The organism is Pseudophaeobacter flagellatus, assembly GCF_021228235.1.
Classification (GTDB): Bacteria; Pseudomonadota; Alphaproteobacteria; order Rhodobacterales; family Rhodobacteraceae; genus Pseudophaeobacter; species Pseudophaeobacter flagellatus.
Genome location: NZ_JAJQRG010000004.1, coordinates 63351 through 78439, shown reverse-complemented (window position 1 = coordinate 78439; position 15089 = coordinate 63351). Strand labels below are relative to the sequence as shown.

At 60.3% G+C, this 15089-nt stretch carries 15 protein-coding genes; 5 read left to right on the top strand and 10 right to left on the bottom strand.

Annotation, left to right across the window (positions count from 1 at the left end):
• Positions 1–2: 2 nt before the first annotated feature.
• The 3 genes from LRK71_RS09270 to LRK71_RS09260 form a co-directional block, all read right to left on the bottom strand.
• Positions 3–665, bottom strand: a complete 663-nt coding sequence (locus LRK71_RS09270) for an HAD family hydrolase (protein ID WP_232402848.1) — start codon at positions 663–665, stop codon at positions 3–5.
• Positions 666–756: 91 nt separating this feature from the next.
• Positions 757–1317, bottom strand: a complete 561-nt coding sequence (gene rsmD / locus LRK71_RS09265) for a 16S rRNA (guanine(966)-N(2))-methyltransferase RsmD (RefSeq protein ID WP_232402847.1) — start codon at positions 1315–1317, stop codon at positions 757–759.
• Positions 1314–2525: an NAD(P)/FAD-dependent oxidoreductase gene (locus LRK71_RS09260; protein WP_232402846.1), complete on the bottom strand. Its 1212-nt coding sequence runs from the start codon at positions 2523–2525 to the stop codon at positions 1314–1316. Before LRK71_RS09260 ends, rsmD begins: the two co-directional genes overlap by 4 nt.
• A gap of 99 nt (positions 2526–2624) precedes the next feature.
• On the opposite strand from LRK71_RS09260, the gene LRK71_RS09255 reads away from it, so the two are divergent.
• Complete coding sequence (locus LRK71_RS09255) at positions 2625–3113, top strand: peroxiredoxin (protein ID WP_232402845.1); 489 nt, start codon at positions 2625–2627, stop codon at positions 3111–3113.
• Positions 3114–3178: 65 nt separating this feature from the next.
• Here LRK71_RS09255 and LRK71_RS09250 read toward each other — a convergent pair whose 3' ends face one another.
• The 6 genes from LRK71_RS09250 to LRK71_RS09225 form a co-directional block, all read right to left on the bottom strand.
• On the bottom strand, positions 3179–3472 hold the full coding sequence (locus tag LRK71_RS09250; RefSeq protein WP_232402843.1) for a 4a-hydroxytetrahydrobiopterin dehydratase: 294 nt from the start codon (positions 3470–3472) through the stop codon (positions 3179–3181).
• Positions 3469–4656: a GNAT family N-acetyltransferase gene (locus LRK71_RS09245; RefSeq protein ID WP_232402841.1), complete on the bottom strand. Its 1188-nt coding sequence runs from the start codon at positions 4654–4656 to the stop codon at positions 3469–3471. The genes LRK71_RS09250 and LRK71_RS09245 overlap by 4 nt, the downstream gene beginning before the upstream one ends.
• A 45-nt stretch (positions 4657–4701) precedes the next feature.
• Complete coding sequence (locus LRK71_RS09240; protein WP_232402840.1) at positions 4702–5475, bottom strand: glycerophosphodiester phosphodiesterase family protein; 774 nt, start codon at positions 5473–5475, stop codon at positions 4702–4704.
• Positions 5472–5930 (bottom strand): RidA family protein, encoded by a 459-nt coding sequence (locus tag LRK71_RS09235; RefSeq protein WP_232402839.1) that lies wholly within the window; start codon positions 5928–5930, stop codon positions 5472–5474. The genes LRK71_RS09240 and LRK71_RS09235 overlap by 4 nt, the downstream gene beginning before the upstream one ends.
• Positions 5931–6028: 98 nt before the next feature.
• Positions 6029–7348, bottom strand: coding sequence for an HlyD family type I secretion periplasmic adaptor subunit (locus LRK71_RS09230; protein WP_232402838.1), 1320 nt, complete (start codon positions 7346–7348; stop codon positions 6029–6031).
• Entirely contained in the window at positions 7345–9078 is a 1734-nt protein-coding gene (locus LRK71_RS09225; RefSeq protein WP_232402837.1) for a type I secretion system permease/ATPase, read from the bottom strand. Before LRK71_RS09225 ends, LRK71_RS09230 begins: the two co-directional genes overlap by 4 nt.
• Before the next feature lie 194 nt (positions 9079–9272).
• On the opposite strand from LRK71_RS09225, the gene LRK71_RS09220 reads away from it, so the two are divergent.
• Entirely contained in the window at positions 9273–10034 is a 762-nt protein-coding gene (locus tag LRK71_RS09220) for an MlaA family lipoprotein (protein WP_232402836.1), read from the top strand.
• Between the two features lie 3 nt (positions 10035–10037).
• The gene (locus LRK71_RS09215) at positions 10038–10628 is read left to right on the top strand and encodes an MlaC/ttg2D family ABC transporter substrate-binding protein (RefSeq protein ID WP_232403417.1); all 591 of its coding nucleotides are present in this window, start codon (positions 10038–10040) and stop codon (positions 10626–10628) included.
• A gap of 102 nt (positions 10629–10730) precedes the next feature.
• Here LRK71_RS09215 and LRK71_RS09210 read toward each other — a convergent pair whose 3' ends face one another.
• Positions 10731–12977 (bottom strand): transglycosylase domain-containing protein, encoded by a 2247-nt coding sequence (locus tag LRK71_RS09210; RefSeq protein ID WP_232402835.1) that lies wholly within the window; start codon positions 12975–12977, stop codon positions 10731–10733.
• Positions 12978–13274: 297 nt separating this feature from the next.
• On the opposite strand from LRK71_RS09210, the gene LRK71_RS09205 reads away from it, so the two are divergent.
• Both LRK71_RS09205 and LRK71_RS09200 read left to right on the top strand, forming a co-directional pair.
• On the top strand, positions 13275–13613 hold the full coding sequence (locus tag LRK71_RS09205) for a P-II family nitrogen regulator (RefSeq protein ID WP_232402834.1): 339 nt from the start codon (positions 13275–13277) through the stop codon (positions 13611–13613).
• 23 nt (positions 13614–13636) lie between these two features.
• On the top strand, positions 13637–14959 hold the full coding sequence (locus tag LRK71_RS09200) for an ammonium transporter (protein ID WP_232402833.1): 1323 nt from the start codon (positions 13637–13639) through the stop codon (positions 14957–14959).
• The last annotated feature ends 130 nt before the right edge of the window (positions 14960–15089 follow it).

Below are 15089 nucleotides of genomic sequence, written 5' to 3'. Positions count from 1 at the left end.
GATCACAGGCCGATCAGCGTGGGAACCTGTGCCATTTCGGTAAAGATCTCGCCCCCCAGCGCTGCAAGGGCTTGGCCGTCACCGTCTGGAGCAAAGCCCAGACAGCGCATCCCGGCGCGCGCTGCCGCCAAGACACCGGTGGCGCTATCCTCAACCACCAGGCAGTCTCGTGCCTGGACACCAAAATGGCTGGCCGCCGCCAAAAACAGCCCCGGATCGGGCTTGGACACGCCCAAGGAATGCGCCGAGAACATCGCGCCGGGATGAAACCGTTCCCACAGCCCGTTCTGCCCCAGGGTAATGCGCATCTTGTCCTCGCTGCCATTGGACGCCACGCAGATCAGGATGCGCCGCTCCTCCAGCCGGGCCAGCAGATCCGTCACACCCGGCATCAGCACCACACCTGTTTCCAAGGCCGCATAGGTTTCGCGATATATTTCATCCACCCAGTCCGCGTGCAAATCAGCCCCCAAGGCGATGGCCTGCTGCATCACCCCCAGCATGGTGCCACCGACAAACAATTCCAACGATCGCTCTAGCGTCAGATGCAGCCCGTGCCGTGCAAGATTGTCGATCAATGCCTGGTTAGAGACCCGCTCGCTATCGACCAAGACGCCGTCGCAATCAAAGATAATCAGTTTTGGCGTTGGAAATGTCACTGGCATGGCGCGGTATCCTGTTGCAAAGCCCCCGCACCCTGCCCAGATCAAAGCAAGGATGCAAATCCCGCCCGGGCACAATCCTGCCGCCCCTGTTTCATTCTGAAACAGCACGCAACATCAAGGTGATATGGCTGTCGCCATATTTGCGGACATCACGCAGCACATAACCGTCTGGTGCAGGCATCGGCGCGTTCTCTTCCCAGATAATCAGGGCGTCCCCAGCAATCCAGCCCCCGGCCTCAGCGGCCGCGAGGGCTTTTTCCCCCAGAGCCTTGCCATAGGGAGGATCCAGAAACACCACATCAAAGGGCGCCTCACTGTTTGCCCCCAGCTTCAGCGCATTGCGGCTGATCAAGGTGCAGTGATCAGCGGCGCGGCACAGGTCGATGTTTTTGCGGATCAGCCCCTGTGACACACGGCCATCGTCAACGAAGGTGACATTTTCCGCACCACGCGACAGGGCCTCTAGCCCCAGCGCGCCGGTGCCGGCAAAGAGATCCAGCACCCGCATACCCGCGAAATCGACCTGATGCGCCAGCACGTTGAACAGGCTTTCGCGCACCCGGTCGGTTGTGGGGCGCAGATGCGCGCCCGCATCCCCCTTGCCCAGCGCAGTCAGGGCGCGCCCGCGGAAATTACCTGCGATGATCCTCATGCTTTCAGTAGCGGTTTCAAGTCTGCCGCAGGATCAGCCACCACCGCTTTGTCAGCGGTTTTTCCCATGTCTATCAACCGTTTGCCAACCATATAGGCGCGTGGATCATTCATCGCATCCACCGCAACCAACTGATCGCCCCGGTAATACCAGAATGAGGTTGTGTGCCCCTCACCAGCCCGCGTCACCACAGAATCATAGCCAGTGTTCAACCCGGCAATCTGCAGTTTGACGTCATATTGATCAGACCAGAACCAGGGCGTCGCAACATAGTCTTTGACAGCACCCATCATGTTTTGCGCCACCACTTCGGCCTGATCAATGGCATTGGGCACACTTTCCAACCGGATGCGCCCCCCCTTATAGGGGAAAGAGGCGCAATCGCCCGCCGACCAGATCGCCGGATCAGAGGTCCGCCCCTGCGCATCGGTCTTGATGCCGTTCTCCAGCGTCAGCCCGGCCATCTCGGCCAGTTGTGTCCCCGGCGTAATGCCTGCACCAACAACGACAAAATCAACATCCAGCACAGAACCGTTGCTCAGCTCCGCCCGGCTGACCTTGCCCGCCGCCCCGTGCAACCGCTGCAGCCCGACACCTTCCAGAATATCGACGCCGTGGTCCCCATGCAGGGCGCGAAAATAGTCGGATGTTTCCGGCGCGGCGACTCGTTGCAGGATCCGCTCGGCCATCTCTACCAGAGTGACCTTAACGCCGCGTTTGGCGCAGACCGCCGCCGCCTCTAGCCCGATATAGCCACCACCGACGATCAGCGCCCGCTTACCGGCAACCACATGCGGCGCCATTGCATCCACATCCGCCAAGCTGCGCACCACAAAGACACCGCTAAGGTCGCCGCCAATCGCGGCAGGCAGATGCCGTGGGTCGGAGCCCGTGGTCAGGGCCAGCTGATCATAGGCAATCACCTCATCCCCGATGGAAACGGTTTTGGCAGCAGGATCAATTGCCGTCACCCGACACCCCAGGCGCAGTGTGATGTTGTGATCGGTATAAAAACTCTCAGGGCGCAGAAACAGCCGCTCTAGCGCCAGATCGCCCAGCAGATAGGCCTTGGACAGGGGTGGCCGCTGATAAGGCAGGGCAGTTTCGGCACCAATCAGCGTGATATCACCGTCAAACCCATCCTTGCGCAGCTTTGCCACCAGGGATGATCCGGCCTGCCCGGCTCCGATTACAACGATATGGCTCATTTCACCCTTTGCCTTTCGCGCATATTCTGGTCTCTTGTCGCGGTGACCCTACAGGGGCCAAGAACCAAAACGCAATCGCCACGACAGAGGAAAGCCGCAATGATTTCTGCTGGAGAGAAACTGCCCGACGCCACGCTGACCCAGATGGGCGCCGAAGGCCCGGAACAAGTAAAGATCACCGACAAGGTCAAGGGACGGAAAGTTGCAATCTTTGCGGTGCCTGGAGCCTTTACCCCCACCTGCCATTCAGCCCATGTGCCCAGCTTTATCCGCACCAAGGATCAGTTCACGGCCAAGGGTGTCGACGAGATCATCTGCATCTCGGCCAATGATCCCTTTGTGATGCAAGCCTGGGGCGAAGCCACCGGCGCCACCGCTGCAGGGATTACCATGCTGGCAGATGCCGAAAGCAGCTTCACCGATGCCATCGGCATGCGGTTTTATGCGCCCCCTGCCGGGTTGATCGGCCGCTCGCTGCGCTATGCCATGCTGGTCGAAGACGGCGTGGTCAGCCTGCTGAACATGGAAGAAAACCCTGGCCAGTGCGAACTCTCGGCTGGTGAAGGCCTGCTGGCCGCAATGGGCTAAAACCCGCTTCTTGGCTGCGCAAGGAATACCTCCCCTGCGCAGCCCATGGCACCGGGGGCGGCCCCTCAGGCCAGGCTTTCCAACTTGCGCGCCAGTTTGGCATCCTGTGCCGAGATACCGCCGACATCATGGGTGGTCAGCACCACCACCACCCGATTGTAGATGTTGCTCCACTCTGGGTGATGGTTCCATTTTTCGGCCCAAAGGGCCGCACGGGTCATCCAGCCAAAGGCCTCGACAAAACTGCCAAATTCAAAGGTCTTGGTGATGGCATCGCGGCCCTCGACCATCTCCCATCCGCTTTGAAACAATGGGTCCAGCAAAGGCCCTCGGGTGGCGTCTGATAGTTTCTCGTTCATTCCTGTTCCTCCACATTGGCGCGCCGAAACGGGCCATAGCTGGTCAGTACCTCGATTTCTTCAGCAATGGCATCGCGTTCCGCATCGAGATAGCGACTGACGGCTTCGGCAAAACCGGGATCCCCCAGCCAGTGTAGGCTATGGGTTTCAACCGGCAGATAGCCGCGCGCCAGTTTGTGGTCCCCCTGCGCCCCAGCTTCGACCCGCTGCAACCGCTGCGCGATGGCAAACTCGATCGCTTGATAGTAACACATTTCAAAATGCAGGCAGGGGTGATGTTCCAAACAGCCCCAGTATCGGCCAAAAAGCGCATCGCGACCGATAAAATTTAGCGCCCCGGCAACAAACGCGCCCTCCCGCTCGGCCAGGATCAGATGCATGTCATCCACCATGGTGTCCTGCAGGATCGAAAAGAAATCCCGGGTCAGATAGGGCGCACCCCATTTTCGGCTGCCGGTGTCTTGATAAAACGCCCAGAAGGCATCCCAGTGTTCAGGCCGGATCTGATCGCCAGTATAGCTGCAGATGGAGCCACCAAAGCCCTGCGCCTGGGCCCGTTCCTTGCGGATCATCTTGCGTTTGCGCGATGACAGCGCCGCCAGAAACCCGTCAAAATCGGGGTAGCCGTCATTGACCCAGTGAAACTGCTGGCTGGTGCGCCGCAGCAGCCCCATTTGCGCGCCCGCCTCGGCCTCTGCTTCGGTGCAGAAGGTCAAATGCAACGAGGACAACTGATTGTCGCGCGCCAGTTGCACCGCCCCCCGCACCAGCGCCGATTGGCCAATCCGCTCAAAACCGGGGCGCACCAGCAGTCGCCGCCCGGTGGCGGGGGTAAAGGGCACCGCAATCTGCAGCTTGGGGTAGTATCGCCCACCGGCCTGCTCGTAGGCATGGGCCCAGTTGTGATCAAAGATATATTCGCCCTGGCTGTGGGATTTGGCATAAAGCGGCGCGCAGGCGATCAGTTGGCCATCAATATAGGCGGTCAGATATTGTGGCTGCCAGCCTGTACCTGCCCCGACAGAGCCGCTTTTCTCTAGCGCGGCAAGAAACCGATAGGTGGTAAAGGGATCAACAGCACGCTGCCCGCCCGCGCTTTCGGGGCAAGCGCAGGCATCCCATGCCTCTGGTGCGATCTGCGACAACGAGGCAAGTACGTGAATTTCAACCGGTTCTTGATCCATCTGCTCTCCCTGCCCTGCTCTTATTTGGTCAGTGTCTGGGGCGGATCAACCCGACAGCGGCGAAAGATATTGCTCGAAGGTGACATTATCGACCCATTTGCGTGCCTCGGCCTCTGCCTCGAGCGATTTCAGCGTCCAGGCCAGAACCGGAATTCCGGCGGCGCGCAGCGCCTGCACCCGTTCGCGTGACAGATCGCCGATCTCATGGCTGATGAAACAGGCCTGGCTGCTGTCAAAGTCGGGGATCTCGCGCAGGCGATTGCAGACGTCCAAAGCCAGGCCCTCCCAGTCTTTGGGGTCATAGGCGCTGGTCACCAGACCACGGGGGATGTCGGGCGCATATTTGGCCAGCGCCGCAACGGCATGCGGATTAAAGGACATCACTGCCACTGGCCCGGCATAACCGGCCAGGGCGCGGGCCGTGGCCGCTTCCAACGCACCGGTGTTTGCACCAAGCTGGCCATCCTGATCCTTGATCTCGATCAGCAAGGGCACCTGCCCTGCAACCAGGTCCAGCACCTCTTGCAGGGTGGGAATGGTTTCGCCATTGCCGCCGCTCAGAGGGATCGCCTCCAGCTCAGCCTGGCTGTGGTCGCGCACCCGGCCCTGGGCCGGTGTCACCCGATCCAGCAGGTCATCGTGAAATACCATCGGGCAGCCATCACTGGCGGCCTGCAGATCAATTTCAATGGCATAGCCCGCCGCCATCGCAGCCCGAATGGCCGCGCGGCTGTTTTCCGGACGGCCATGCCGCAGATCGTGCAGCGCCCGATGCGCGACAGGCAAGGTCAGGAACGCGGCAGGCAGCTCTGGCCTCATTTGATCTGGAACACCGCATCAATTTCAACAGCGACACCCATCGGCAACGATGGCGCACTCACCGCTGCACGCGCATGGCGCCCGGCATCACCAAGCGCTGCCACAAGAAAATCAGAGGCCCCGTTCACCACCTGCGGCTGCTGGGTGAAATCGGCAGTGGAATTGACAAAAGCCCCCAGTTTCACAACCTGCACCAGACGGTCGAGATCACCACCACAGGCGGCTTTCAACTGCGCCAGAAGGGAAATGGCACAGCGCTTGGCCGCCACCTGCCCCGCTGCCACATCCATGTCAGCGCCCAGGGTGCCGGTGATCAGCCCGTTTTCGTCAGACGAAATCTGACCCGAGACATAGACCATGTCGCCAGCAACGACATAGGGCACGTAATTGGCCGCCGGAGCCGGAGCCTCTGGCAGGGTAACGCCCAGATCTTTCAGTTTCGCTTCGATGCTCATTGCCACGCTCCTTCAACGCCCATGTTTCGCGGCGACGCTAGCGCCCTTGGGCGCCGCCGAAAAGAGCAAAAACGCAACAAGCCGCCTTGCGCTTGACTTCAGTCTTCGCGGAAGGCTTTGACAAAATAGTCGGCCAGCGGCTTCACCAGATAGGCCATCGGTGATCGATCCTGGGTGCGAATGTAGCTTTCAACCGGCATGCCTGGGATCAGTACGGCACCGGCTGGCAGGCGATGTACCTCACCGGGGTTCAGTTCAATCTCGGCCCGATAATAGGACACCCGCGTGCCTTCGTCCTCAAAAGAATCCGCCGAAACCTGCGTCACCGTGCCAAACAGATCCGGCGTATTGCGCTGGTCCAGAGCCGAAAACCGCAGGGTTACATCCTGGCCAACATAGATCTGGTCGATATCGGTGGGTGCCACCTGCGCAGCAATCACCAGTGGCCGGTCCTGCGGTACCAGAAAGAGCACCGGATCCGCCGCCCGAAGAACCGAGCGCGGCGTATGCACCTGCATATCATAGATAATCCCCGAGACCGGCGCGGTGATATCCAGCCGGTTCAGTCGTTCCAGCAGGGTCTGGCGGTTCTCGGCCAGTTCCAGTTCTTGATAGCGCAGGTCGCGCAGCTGGGTAATGGCCTCTTCGCGCCGGGCAGAGCCCAGTTTCAGGATCTCAATCTCGGTTTCGGTGATGCGCCCCAAGGCCTGGGCTTCGGTGGCGATAAGTTCCCCCAAACGACCGCTCAGGTCCGCTTGGGTGCGGCGCAGGTTCAGCACTGTTCCCGCCTGGGCCAATCCACGTTCCAGCAGGGTCACCTGATTTTTCAGTTCTTCGGCGATCAGCTCTAGCTGCAACTCCATCGAGTCCTGCTGCGCCTTGACCCCGGTGATCTGATCCCGCGTCTGCGCACTGCGCTTGTCCAGCTGTTCGATCTCACGCGCAATGGATTCGCCGCGCGCCACAAACAGGCGGCGCTGGCCCTCGACCAGATCCGCCACCTCCGGGCGCGCCTGCGCCAGCGCCAGCAGTTCTGCGGCAAAGCTGATCTCGGCAGCGCCGTCGCGCTCGGCTTCCAGGCGCCCGCGGCGCGCCATCATCTCAAACAGCTGACCCTCGGTGATGGCCAATTGCGAGCGCAGCTCTTTGGCGTCCAGCCGCAAGAGCATCTCGCCGCGCGCAACACTATCGCCTTCCTCCACCAGGATTTCGGCAACGATACCGCCATCCAGATGCTGCACCACCTGGCGGTTTTGATCGACTTCGATCCGCCCCGAGGCAACAACCGCCCCGGCAATCGAGGACATCACCGCCCAGGAGCCAAAGCCGCCCAGCAGGATCAGAAGCGCCCAGACTCCCAGCCAAAGCGGGCGGCGGGCCGACCATTCGGCATCGGTTTGTGCGGCGTCATGGCTCATCGTACCCCTCCCGCACCAGAGGCCTTGCGGATGGTTTGGTGGTTCGCCACCATATCCTGCAGAACCTTGTCTTTCGGACCAAAGGCAGCCTGGCTGCCCTTGTCGATCACAAGCAGCATGTCACATTCCTGGATCGCCGCCGGACGATGCGCCATGATAAGCACCGACTGCCCCGCCGCCTTCAGCGATTTGATCGCTTGGTTCAGCGCAATGGAACCTTCATTGTCGAGATTGGAATTTGGTTCATCCAGGATCACAATCACCGGCGCATCATAAAGCGCGCGCGCCAATGCCACCCGCTGCATCTGCCCGCCAGACAGCCGCCCCCCCCCGGCCGAGACCCGGGTATCATAGCCTTCGGGCAAGTTGACGATCATATCATGGGCGGCGGCCTTCTTGGCCGCGGCGACCACCTTTTCAGCATCTGGCGCATCGGCAAGGCGGGCAATGTTCTGGGCAATGGTGCCCTCAAACAGCTGCACCCGTTGCGGCAAATAGCCAAAATGACGCCCCAGAACATCCGGCTCATATTGATCCAGCGCCGCGCCATCCAGCCGGATGGTCCCCGCTGCCGGACGCCAGGTCCCGGTCAGCGCCTTGGCCAATGTGGATTTACCACAACCAGACGGCCCGATGACGCCAACCGCCTGGCCCGGCTGCACTTGAAAGCTGATATTGCGCAGCTGGGCGCGACTGTCACCAGGGGGCACCACCGCCAAGGCCTTCACCTCTAGATGCGCGCGGGGCCGGGGCAGTTCGGTTCGCGCCGCCTCTACCGGGACTTTGGTCAGCAGCTCGGCCAGCGCATGCCAGCCCTTGATCGCCCGTTGAACCATGGCCCATTGACCAAGTCCCAACTCTATAGGGGCCAGCGCCCGCCCCATCAGGACAGAGCCGGCAATCATCGCCCCGGGCGAGACCTCGCCCTGCAGCGCCAGATAGGCACCGAGCCCCAGCATCGCCGACTGCAGGAACAGGCGCAGCGTTTTGGTCAGGGTGGTAAATCCCCCGCCGGTATCATTGGCCACCAAGGAATCCTTCAGCGCCTCTCTACGGATCTTTTGCCAGCGCTGAAATGCCGCCCCGCGCATCCCCATGGATTGGATCATCTCTGCTGCACTGCGGATTTCCTCGGAGGACAGGTTAGCCCGGTGCGACGACAGCGCCGCCTGTTGCAGCGGCGCCCGGCTGAACAACTGGTTGAGCAAGGCAACCGCGACCAGAACCGCCCCGCCGCCCAGGGCCAACATCCCAAGCCATGGGTGGAACAGGGCAATGCCCGCCAAAAAGAATGGCGTCCAGGGCAGATCAAAGGCGGCCCCCAAAACCGGCGAGGACATGAAACGCTGGACCGCCTCTAGATCGGCGGTCCCCGTCTGGGCAACCGGATCCTGCGCCACCGCCGAGCGGCGCACCATGGCATCAAAGACACGCCGATCCAGTTGCGCCTGAAACCGCGCACCGATTCGCGCCAACACCCGACCACGGACGTAGTCCAGCAGGCCCATCATTCCGTAGAGAAACAAAACCAACAGCGACAGCGCCACCAAGGTTGCCTCTGAGCCACTACCCAGGACCCGGTCATAAACCTGCATCATATAGAGCGGACCGGTAAGCATCAGCAGATTCACAAAAAAGCTGAAAACCCCAACGGCCCAATACAGGCTGCGACTGCGGCGACGGCAAGAGATGAGCTCGTCATAACCCGGCTGGAAAACTTTATTTGCCATCTTGCCTGTGCACTACCTGTTCAATTGCCCTGCGACGCATTAGACCACTGGGCACCGACATTTACCCCGAAACCTGTTCCGTATCTGCCACAAACGTACAAACAAATTGCTGTCGAATTGGGAACCCGGGAATTATTCTCTAAATAGACGGCTCGTACATTTATCAACTACGCTCCAAGTGGATCTCTACTCGAATGCGAATTTTAGTCAAAACGCGCTATGTCTTTGCTCTTATTGCATTGGTCTTGTCAACGGCAGGTTGCGCCACCCAAAGCCCTGAAGCAAAAGCGTCGGGAGAAATCTTTGACCCCTATGAGCGCACCAACAGGTCAGTCCACAGCCTGAACCTTGCGATTGACCGCTTTGCCTTCCGCCCCGCCTCTAAGGGCTATGTTGCCATCGTGCCACCGCCGATGGTCAACAGCTTTTCCTATTTCGCTGAAAACCTGTCTATGCCGGGGCAGGCGGTCAATGCCCTGCTGCAGGGCAACCCGAAGATGGCCGGTCAGGCCCTAGCGCGCTTTGCCATGAACACCACGATTGGCTTCCTTGGTCTTGCCAACCCCGCCTCTGATTTTGGCATGCCAGAGGTCGATACAGATTTTGGCGAGACACTGGCGGTTTGGGGCGTGGGTGAAGGTGCCTATGTCGAGCTGCCTATGTACGGCCCCTCGACCGCGCGGGATGCAACCGGCATTCTGGTCGATTTTTTCACCAATCCCATGGGCTATGCTCGGAACAATCCCGCCGATAACATCTCGATCTATGCAGAGATAGTGCGTCGCATGGGCGACCGTGGCACATATTCAGATACTGTGGATTCGATTCTTTACGAAAGCGCTGACAGCTATGCCCAGGCGCGTCTGCTGTACCTACAGAACCGCCGCTTCCAGCTGGGCGAAACCGCAGAGATCAGTGAGATCGACCCCTTTGAACTAGATACCGAAGGATTTTAAATGATGCACCGCCGTAGTTTTCTGACCGGCCTGACGGCCAGTGCCGCCCTTGTTCCAGCCGCCCCGCTCTGGGCGCTGAATGAAGCCGGCGCCAGCAATCTGATCAACAGCCTGGTCACCGACATCAACACAGTAATCGCATCCGGCAAATCCGAAAATGCCATGTTCCGCGACTTTGAGCGCATTTTCAAAAAGTTCAGCGATACCTCCTATATTGCCGCCTATGCGCTTGGGGTGGATGCGCGCCGTGCCTCTTCCGGGCAAAAGCGCGCCTTCTCCAAGGCGTTCCAGGGCTATATCTCGCGCAAATACGGTAAGCGCTTCCGCGAATTCATCGGCGGCAGCCTGGAAGTAAAAGACGTCAAGCGGGTCAAGAAATGGTACGAAGTCAGCACCATTGCACGGCTGCAGGGCCAGGCCCCGTTTGAGGTGACCTTCCTGGTCTCTGATCGCTCTGGCAAGGATCTCTTCTTTAATATGTATATCGAAGGGGTGAACCTGCTGCTGACGGAACGCACCGAGATTGGTGCCATTCTGGACAGCAACAAAGGCGATATCGATGCGATGATTGCGGAACTGAAGCGCCAGAGCTAATCGCCCACGGCCCCTATGCACCCTGTGGCCCCATCAGACTGGCACCACATCGATAAAGGCTCCCCGAGGGGGCCTTTTGTTTTTCCGGATCTGCCGCCAGGGCTAGTTGCGGCCAAAGATATCCCGCAGCAGACCGTCCACTGCTCGACCCAGTTCTCGTCCGGGTTGAATCTGGTTGCGCCGCCGCGGCGTCGTTTCGACCGGTGGCGCAATCGGCGCTGGTGCCAGCATCGGCAGTGGCGTCGGGGTCAGCCCCTCATGCACCCGCACCATGGTTTCTTGCCAGATCTCCGCCGGCAGGCCGCCGCCGGTCACGCCCCTCAAGGGAGTGTTGTCATCATAGCCCATCCAGACGCCAGCCACATAATCGGCGGTAAAACCGATGAACCAGGCATCCCGCGCCGCCTGGGTGGTGCCGGATTTTCCAGCCGCCTGCCAACCGGGGATCTGGGCGCGGCGACCGGTGCCTTCGGCAATGACCTTCTCCATCATCCAGACCAGTTGTTTCGCTGCCTCGGTACGGATCACCCTCTCGCCCATGCCGCCACTACGGCCCATCAAGGGCACGTCATCTGTCACCAGGCGCAGCTCTGCGACGCCATAAGGTGTCACCGAAGATCCACCATTGAGAATGCCCGCATAGGCCCCCGTCATTTCCAGCAGGGTGCTTTCCGAGGCCCCAAGCGCCAGCGCCGGGCCTGCGGCCATGTCATTGTCGATACCAAAATCCGTCGCGACACGGCGCACGCGGTCACGACCGACTGCCTCTGACAGCTTGACCGCCGGGATGTTCAGTGAATCCCGCAGCGCCCGCGCCAGGGTCACTTCGCCGTAGTATTTTCGGGTATAGTTCTTCGGGCACCATTCACCCGAGCCAGGCACCGTCATGCAGTATTCTGCATCCAGCAACACATCCAGCGGCGAATAGCCCAGCTCCAGCGCGGTGGCATAGACAAAGGGCTTGAAGGCCGATCCGGTCTGCCGCTTGGCCTGTGTCGCCCGGTTGAACACGCCGGACACACGGGTTCTGCGCCCGCCAACCATGGCCCGCACCGCACCATCTGCGCTCATCACCACAATGGCGGCCTGCGCCTTGGAGCCTTCTCGCACCTTGTTTTCAAAGACGTGTTTCATCGCCTGTTCTGCGGCGGTTTGCAGCCGCTGATCGATGGTGGTACGGATCACCACATCTTCGGTTGTCTGAGCCCCAAAGTAATTAGGCACACTATCCATGATCCAATCGGCAAAATAGCCACCCGCGCGGGCCTCGGCGGCCTCGCTCAGCTCTGCCGGGGCCTGTTGTCCAGCGCGGGCCTCGGCGGTGGTCAGATAGCCCTGTTCCTCCATCAGACGCAGCACCGTTGCGGCACGATCCTGCGAACGCTGCAGATTATTGGTCGGTGCCAGAGAGGACGGCGCGGTCAACAACCCAGCCAGCATGGCGCCTTCGGCGGCACTCAGCTGGTTGGCAGATTTTCCAAAATAGCGCTGCGCCGCAGCCTCGGCCCCATAGGCACCACCGCCCATATAGGCACGGTTCATATAGATAGAGAGGATCTCATCCTTGCTGTACTTAACTTCCATCGCCAGGGCGTAGACTGCCTCGGTTGCTTTGCGCCACAGCGACCCCTGGCGGCAGTCATTCTCATAGGCGGCCTCGTTCTCCCAGTCGTCCGGATCATAGACCCGCCCCAGACAGAGCAGTTTCGCCGTCTGCTGGGTGATGGTAGACCCACCATGCCCCGAGAGCGGCCCGCGCCCTTCGCTGAGGTTGATGCGCACCGCCGAGGCCACACCACGTGGCGAGATGCCAAAGTGGCGGTAAAACCGCTTGTCCTCGGTGGCGACGATGGCGTTCTTCAGATAGGGCGAAACCGTCTGCACGGTCACCACGCCACCAAATTGATCGCCGCGCCAGGCAAAGACCTCGCCGGTATTGTCCAGCAAAGTGACAGAGCCACGCGCGCGCCCATCCAGCAGATCCGCCACAGCGGGCAACTGCGAGGTCTGGTAGCCCACCGCCAGGGCAACCAGCGTGATGACAACCATCCCAACCCGCCAGGCAAAGCCCCAGACCAGGCGCAAGATCCAGCGAAACGGCGCCAGCAAGGTTCCAATCAGACCACGGGGCTTCCGACTGCGCACAGGCCTGCGTGGCCCGCCTCTTCTGGTGGCTGAGCCGGGTTTGGAGCCGGGCTTTGGCCGCGCGCGCGGCTTTGGTTTTCCAAAAATCCGCGCCCAAAGCCCGCCGCCAGACTTGGCCACAGGTCGCCTGGCAGCCCCCTTGGAGCCGTTCTTTGCATAGCGTTTCTCTGCCACCAGTGGCCTACGCCCTGTTCCTTGCGCCATCTTGAAAATCCTGCCCGGTTTGCCCGTTTTAACCACTCTACCCGCTTCGCAGCGCATTGTAGAGAGGGGGTTTGCGGGGAATTTGCCTTCGCCGACTGCTCAAATTGCAGGCGAACGGGCAATAATCCGCTCTTTTTTTAGCCTCGACGGCGGATGGAGCGATACCACAGCGTCCCTTCGGTTCCCCCAATGCGGCCCCTTGGCTTTGCTGCATTGGCAATGATGCGGGTGCCCGCCTTTGGCCCTGGATGACACGATCACCCCAGGAGACAGGCGCCCTCCAGAAAGGATGTCGAAATGAAAATGATCATAGCTGCCATCAAACCCTTCAAACTGGAGGACGTCCGAGAAGCCCTGACAGGCATCGGCGTCTCGGGGTTGATGGTGTCCGAAGTCAAGGGCTTTGGTGCCCAGGCAGGCCATACCGAAATCTATCGCGGTGCCGAGTACGAAGTGAACTTTGTACCCAAGCTGAAGTTGGAAATCGTGGTACCTGCCAGCCTCGCCGATCAGGTGGTTGAAACCATCGCCAGCACTGCCCGCACCGGCAAGATCGGTGACGGCAAGATCTTTGTTCTCGATGTTGCGCAGGCCATGCGGGTGCGTACCGGCGAAACCAATCAAGACGCGCTTTAAGCGCCGCATTTGGAGGACTACTGATGCGTAAACTACCCCTTTCCTTGTCGGCCCTTACGCTGACGACACTGCCGGGCCTGGCCCTGGCAGAGGAGGCCGCCGCTGCGGCCCCTGCGGATATCACGCCCTATATCTTTACCACGCTGCTGTTCCTGATTGGTGGCTTTATGGTGTTCTGGATGGCCGCTGGTTTTGCCATGCTCGAAGCAGGCCTGGTGCGGTCCAAGAACGTCACGATGCAGCTGACCAAGAACATCGCACTGTTTTCAATCGCGGCCATCATGTACTGGCTGATCGGCTTTAACCTGATGTACCCTGGCGACGGCTGGACGATCCCCGGTCTGCTGGGTGCCTTTGCTCCGACTTCGCTGGAACCCGTTGGCCTGGCGGCTGCGGATGCCTCGCTGGACTACGCCTCTGTTGGGTCCGACTTCTTTTTCCAGCTGATGTTCTGCGCCACCACCGCGTCGATCGTGTCCGGCACCTTGGCGGAACGCATCAAGCTTTGGCCCTTCCTGATCTTTGTCGCCATCCTGACCGGCGTTATCTACCCTATCGAGGCCTCCTGGCAGTGGGGCGGCGGGTTCCTGTCCGAAATGGGATTCTCTGACTTTGCAGGCTCGACCCTGGTACATGCAGCAGGCGGCTTTGCAGCCCTGGCCGGCGCCCTGATCCTTGGCCCCCGTATTGGCAAATACAAAGGCGGCAAGGTTGTGCCCATGCCGGGTTCCAATCTGGCGCTGGCAACCCTGGGTACCTTTATCCTGTGGCTCGGTTGGTTCGGCTTTAACGGCGGTTCGCAACTGGCGATGGGCACCGTGGGCGATATCACCGATATCTCTCGCATCTTTGCCAACACCAATATGGCTGCCGCCTCTGGTGCCGTCACCGCCCTGATCCTGACTCAGGTGATGTTCAAAAAGCCCGACCTCACCATGACGCTGAACGGCGCGCTGGCCGGTCTGGTTTCCATCACAGCCGGTCCGCTTGACCCAACCCTGTTTGGCGCTCTGTGGATTGGGGCCGTGGGTGGTCTGATCGTAGTCTTTGTTGTGCCACTGCTGGACAAGCTGCAGATCGATGACGTTGTTGGTGCCATTCCGGTGCACCTGGTTGCCGGTCTCTGGGGCACTTTTGCGGTTCCCTTCTATACTGCGGACACTTCGTTCATCACCCAGATCACCGGCTTTGTTGCCATCGGTGCCTTCACCTTCATTGTCTCGGGTATTGTCTGGCTGGTCCTGAAGTCCACCATGGGCATCCGCGTCAGCGAAGAAGATGAGATCAACGGTCTCGACATGGCAGAGCTGGGCATGGAAGCCTACCCAGAGTTCAAGGTCGGCTGATCCGGCCCCCCTGATCCTAAACACTGGAAACGCGGTCCTTCGGGGCCGCGTTTTTTGGTGCGTAGGTTGCTGGGATCAGCCTGCGGATTGGCCCTGCGGCAAAAGAAAACGCGCCCCAAAGGGCGCGCTC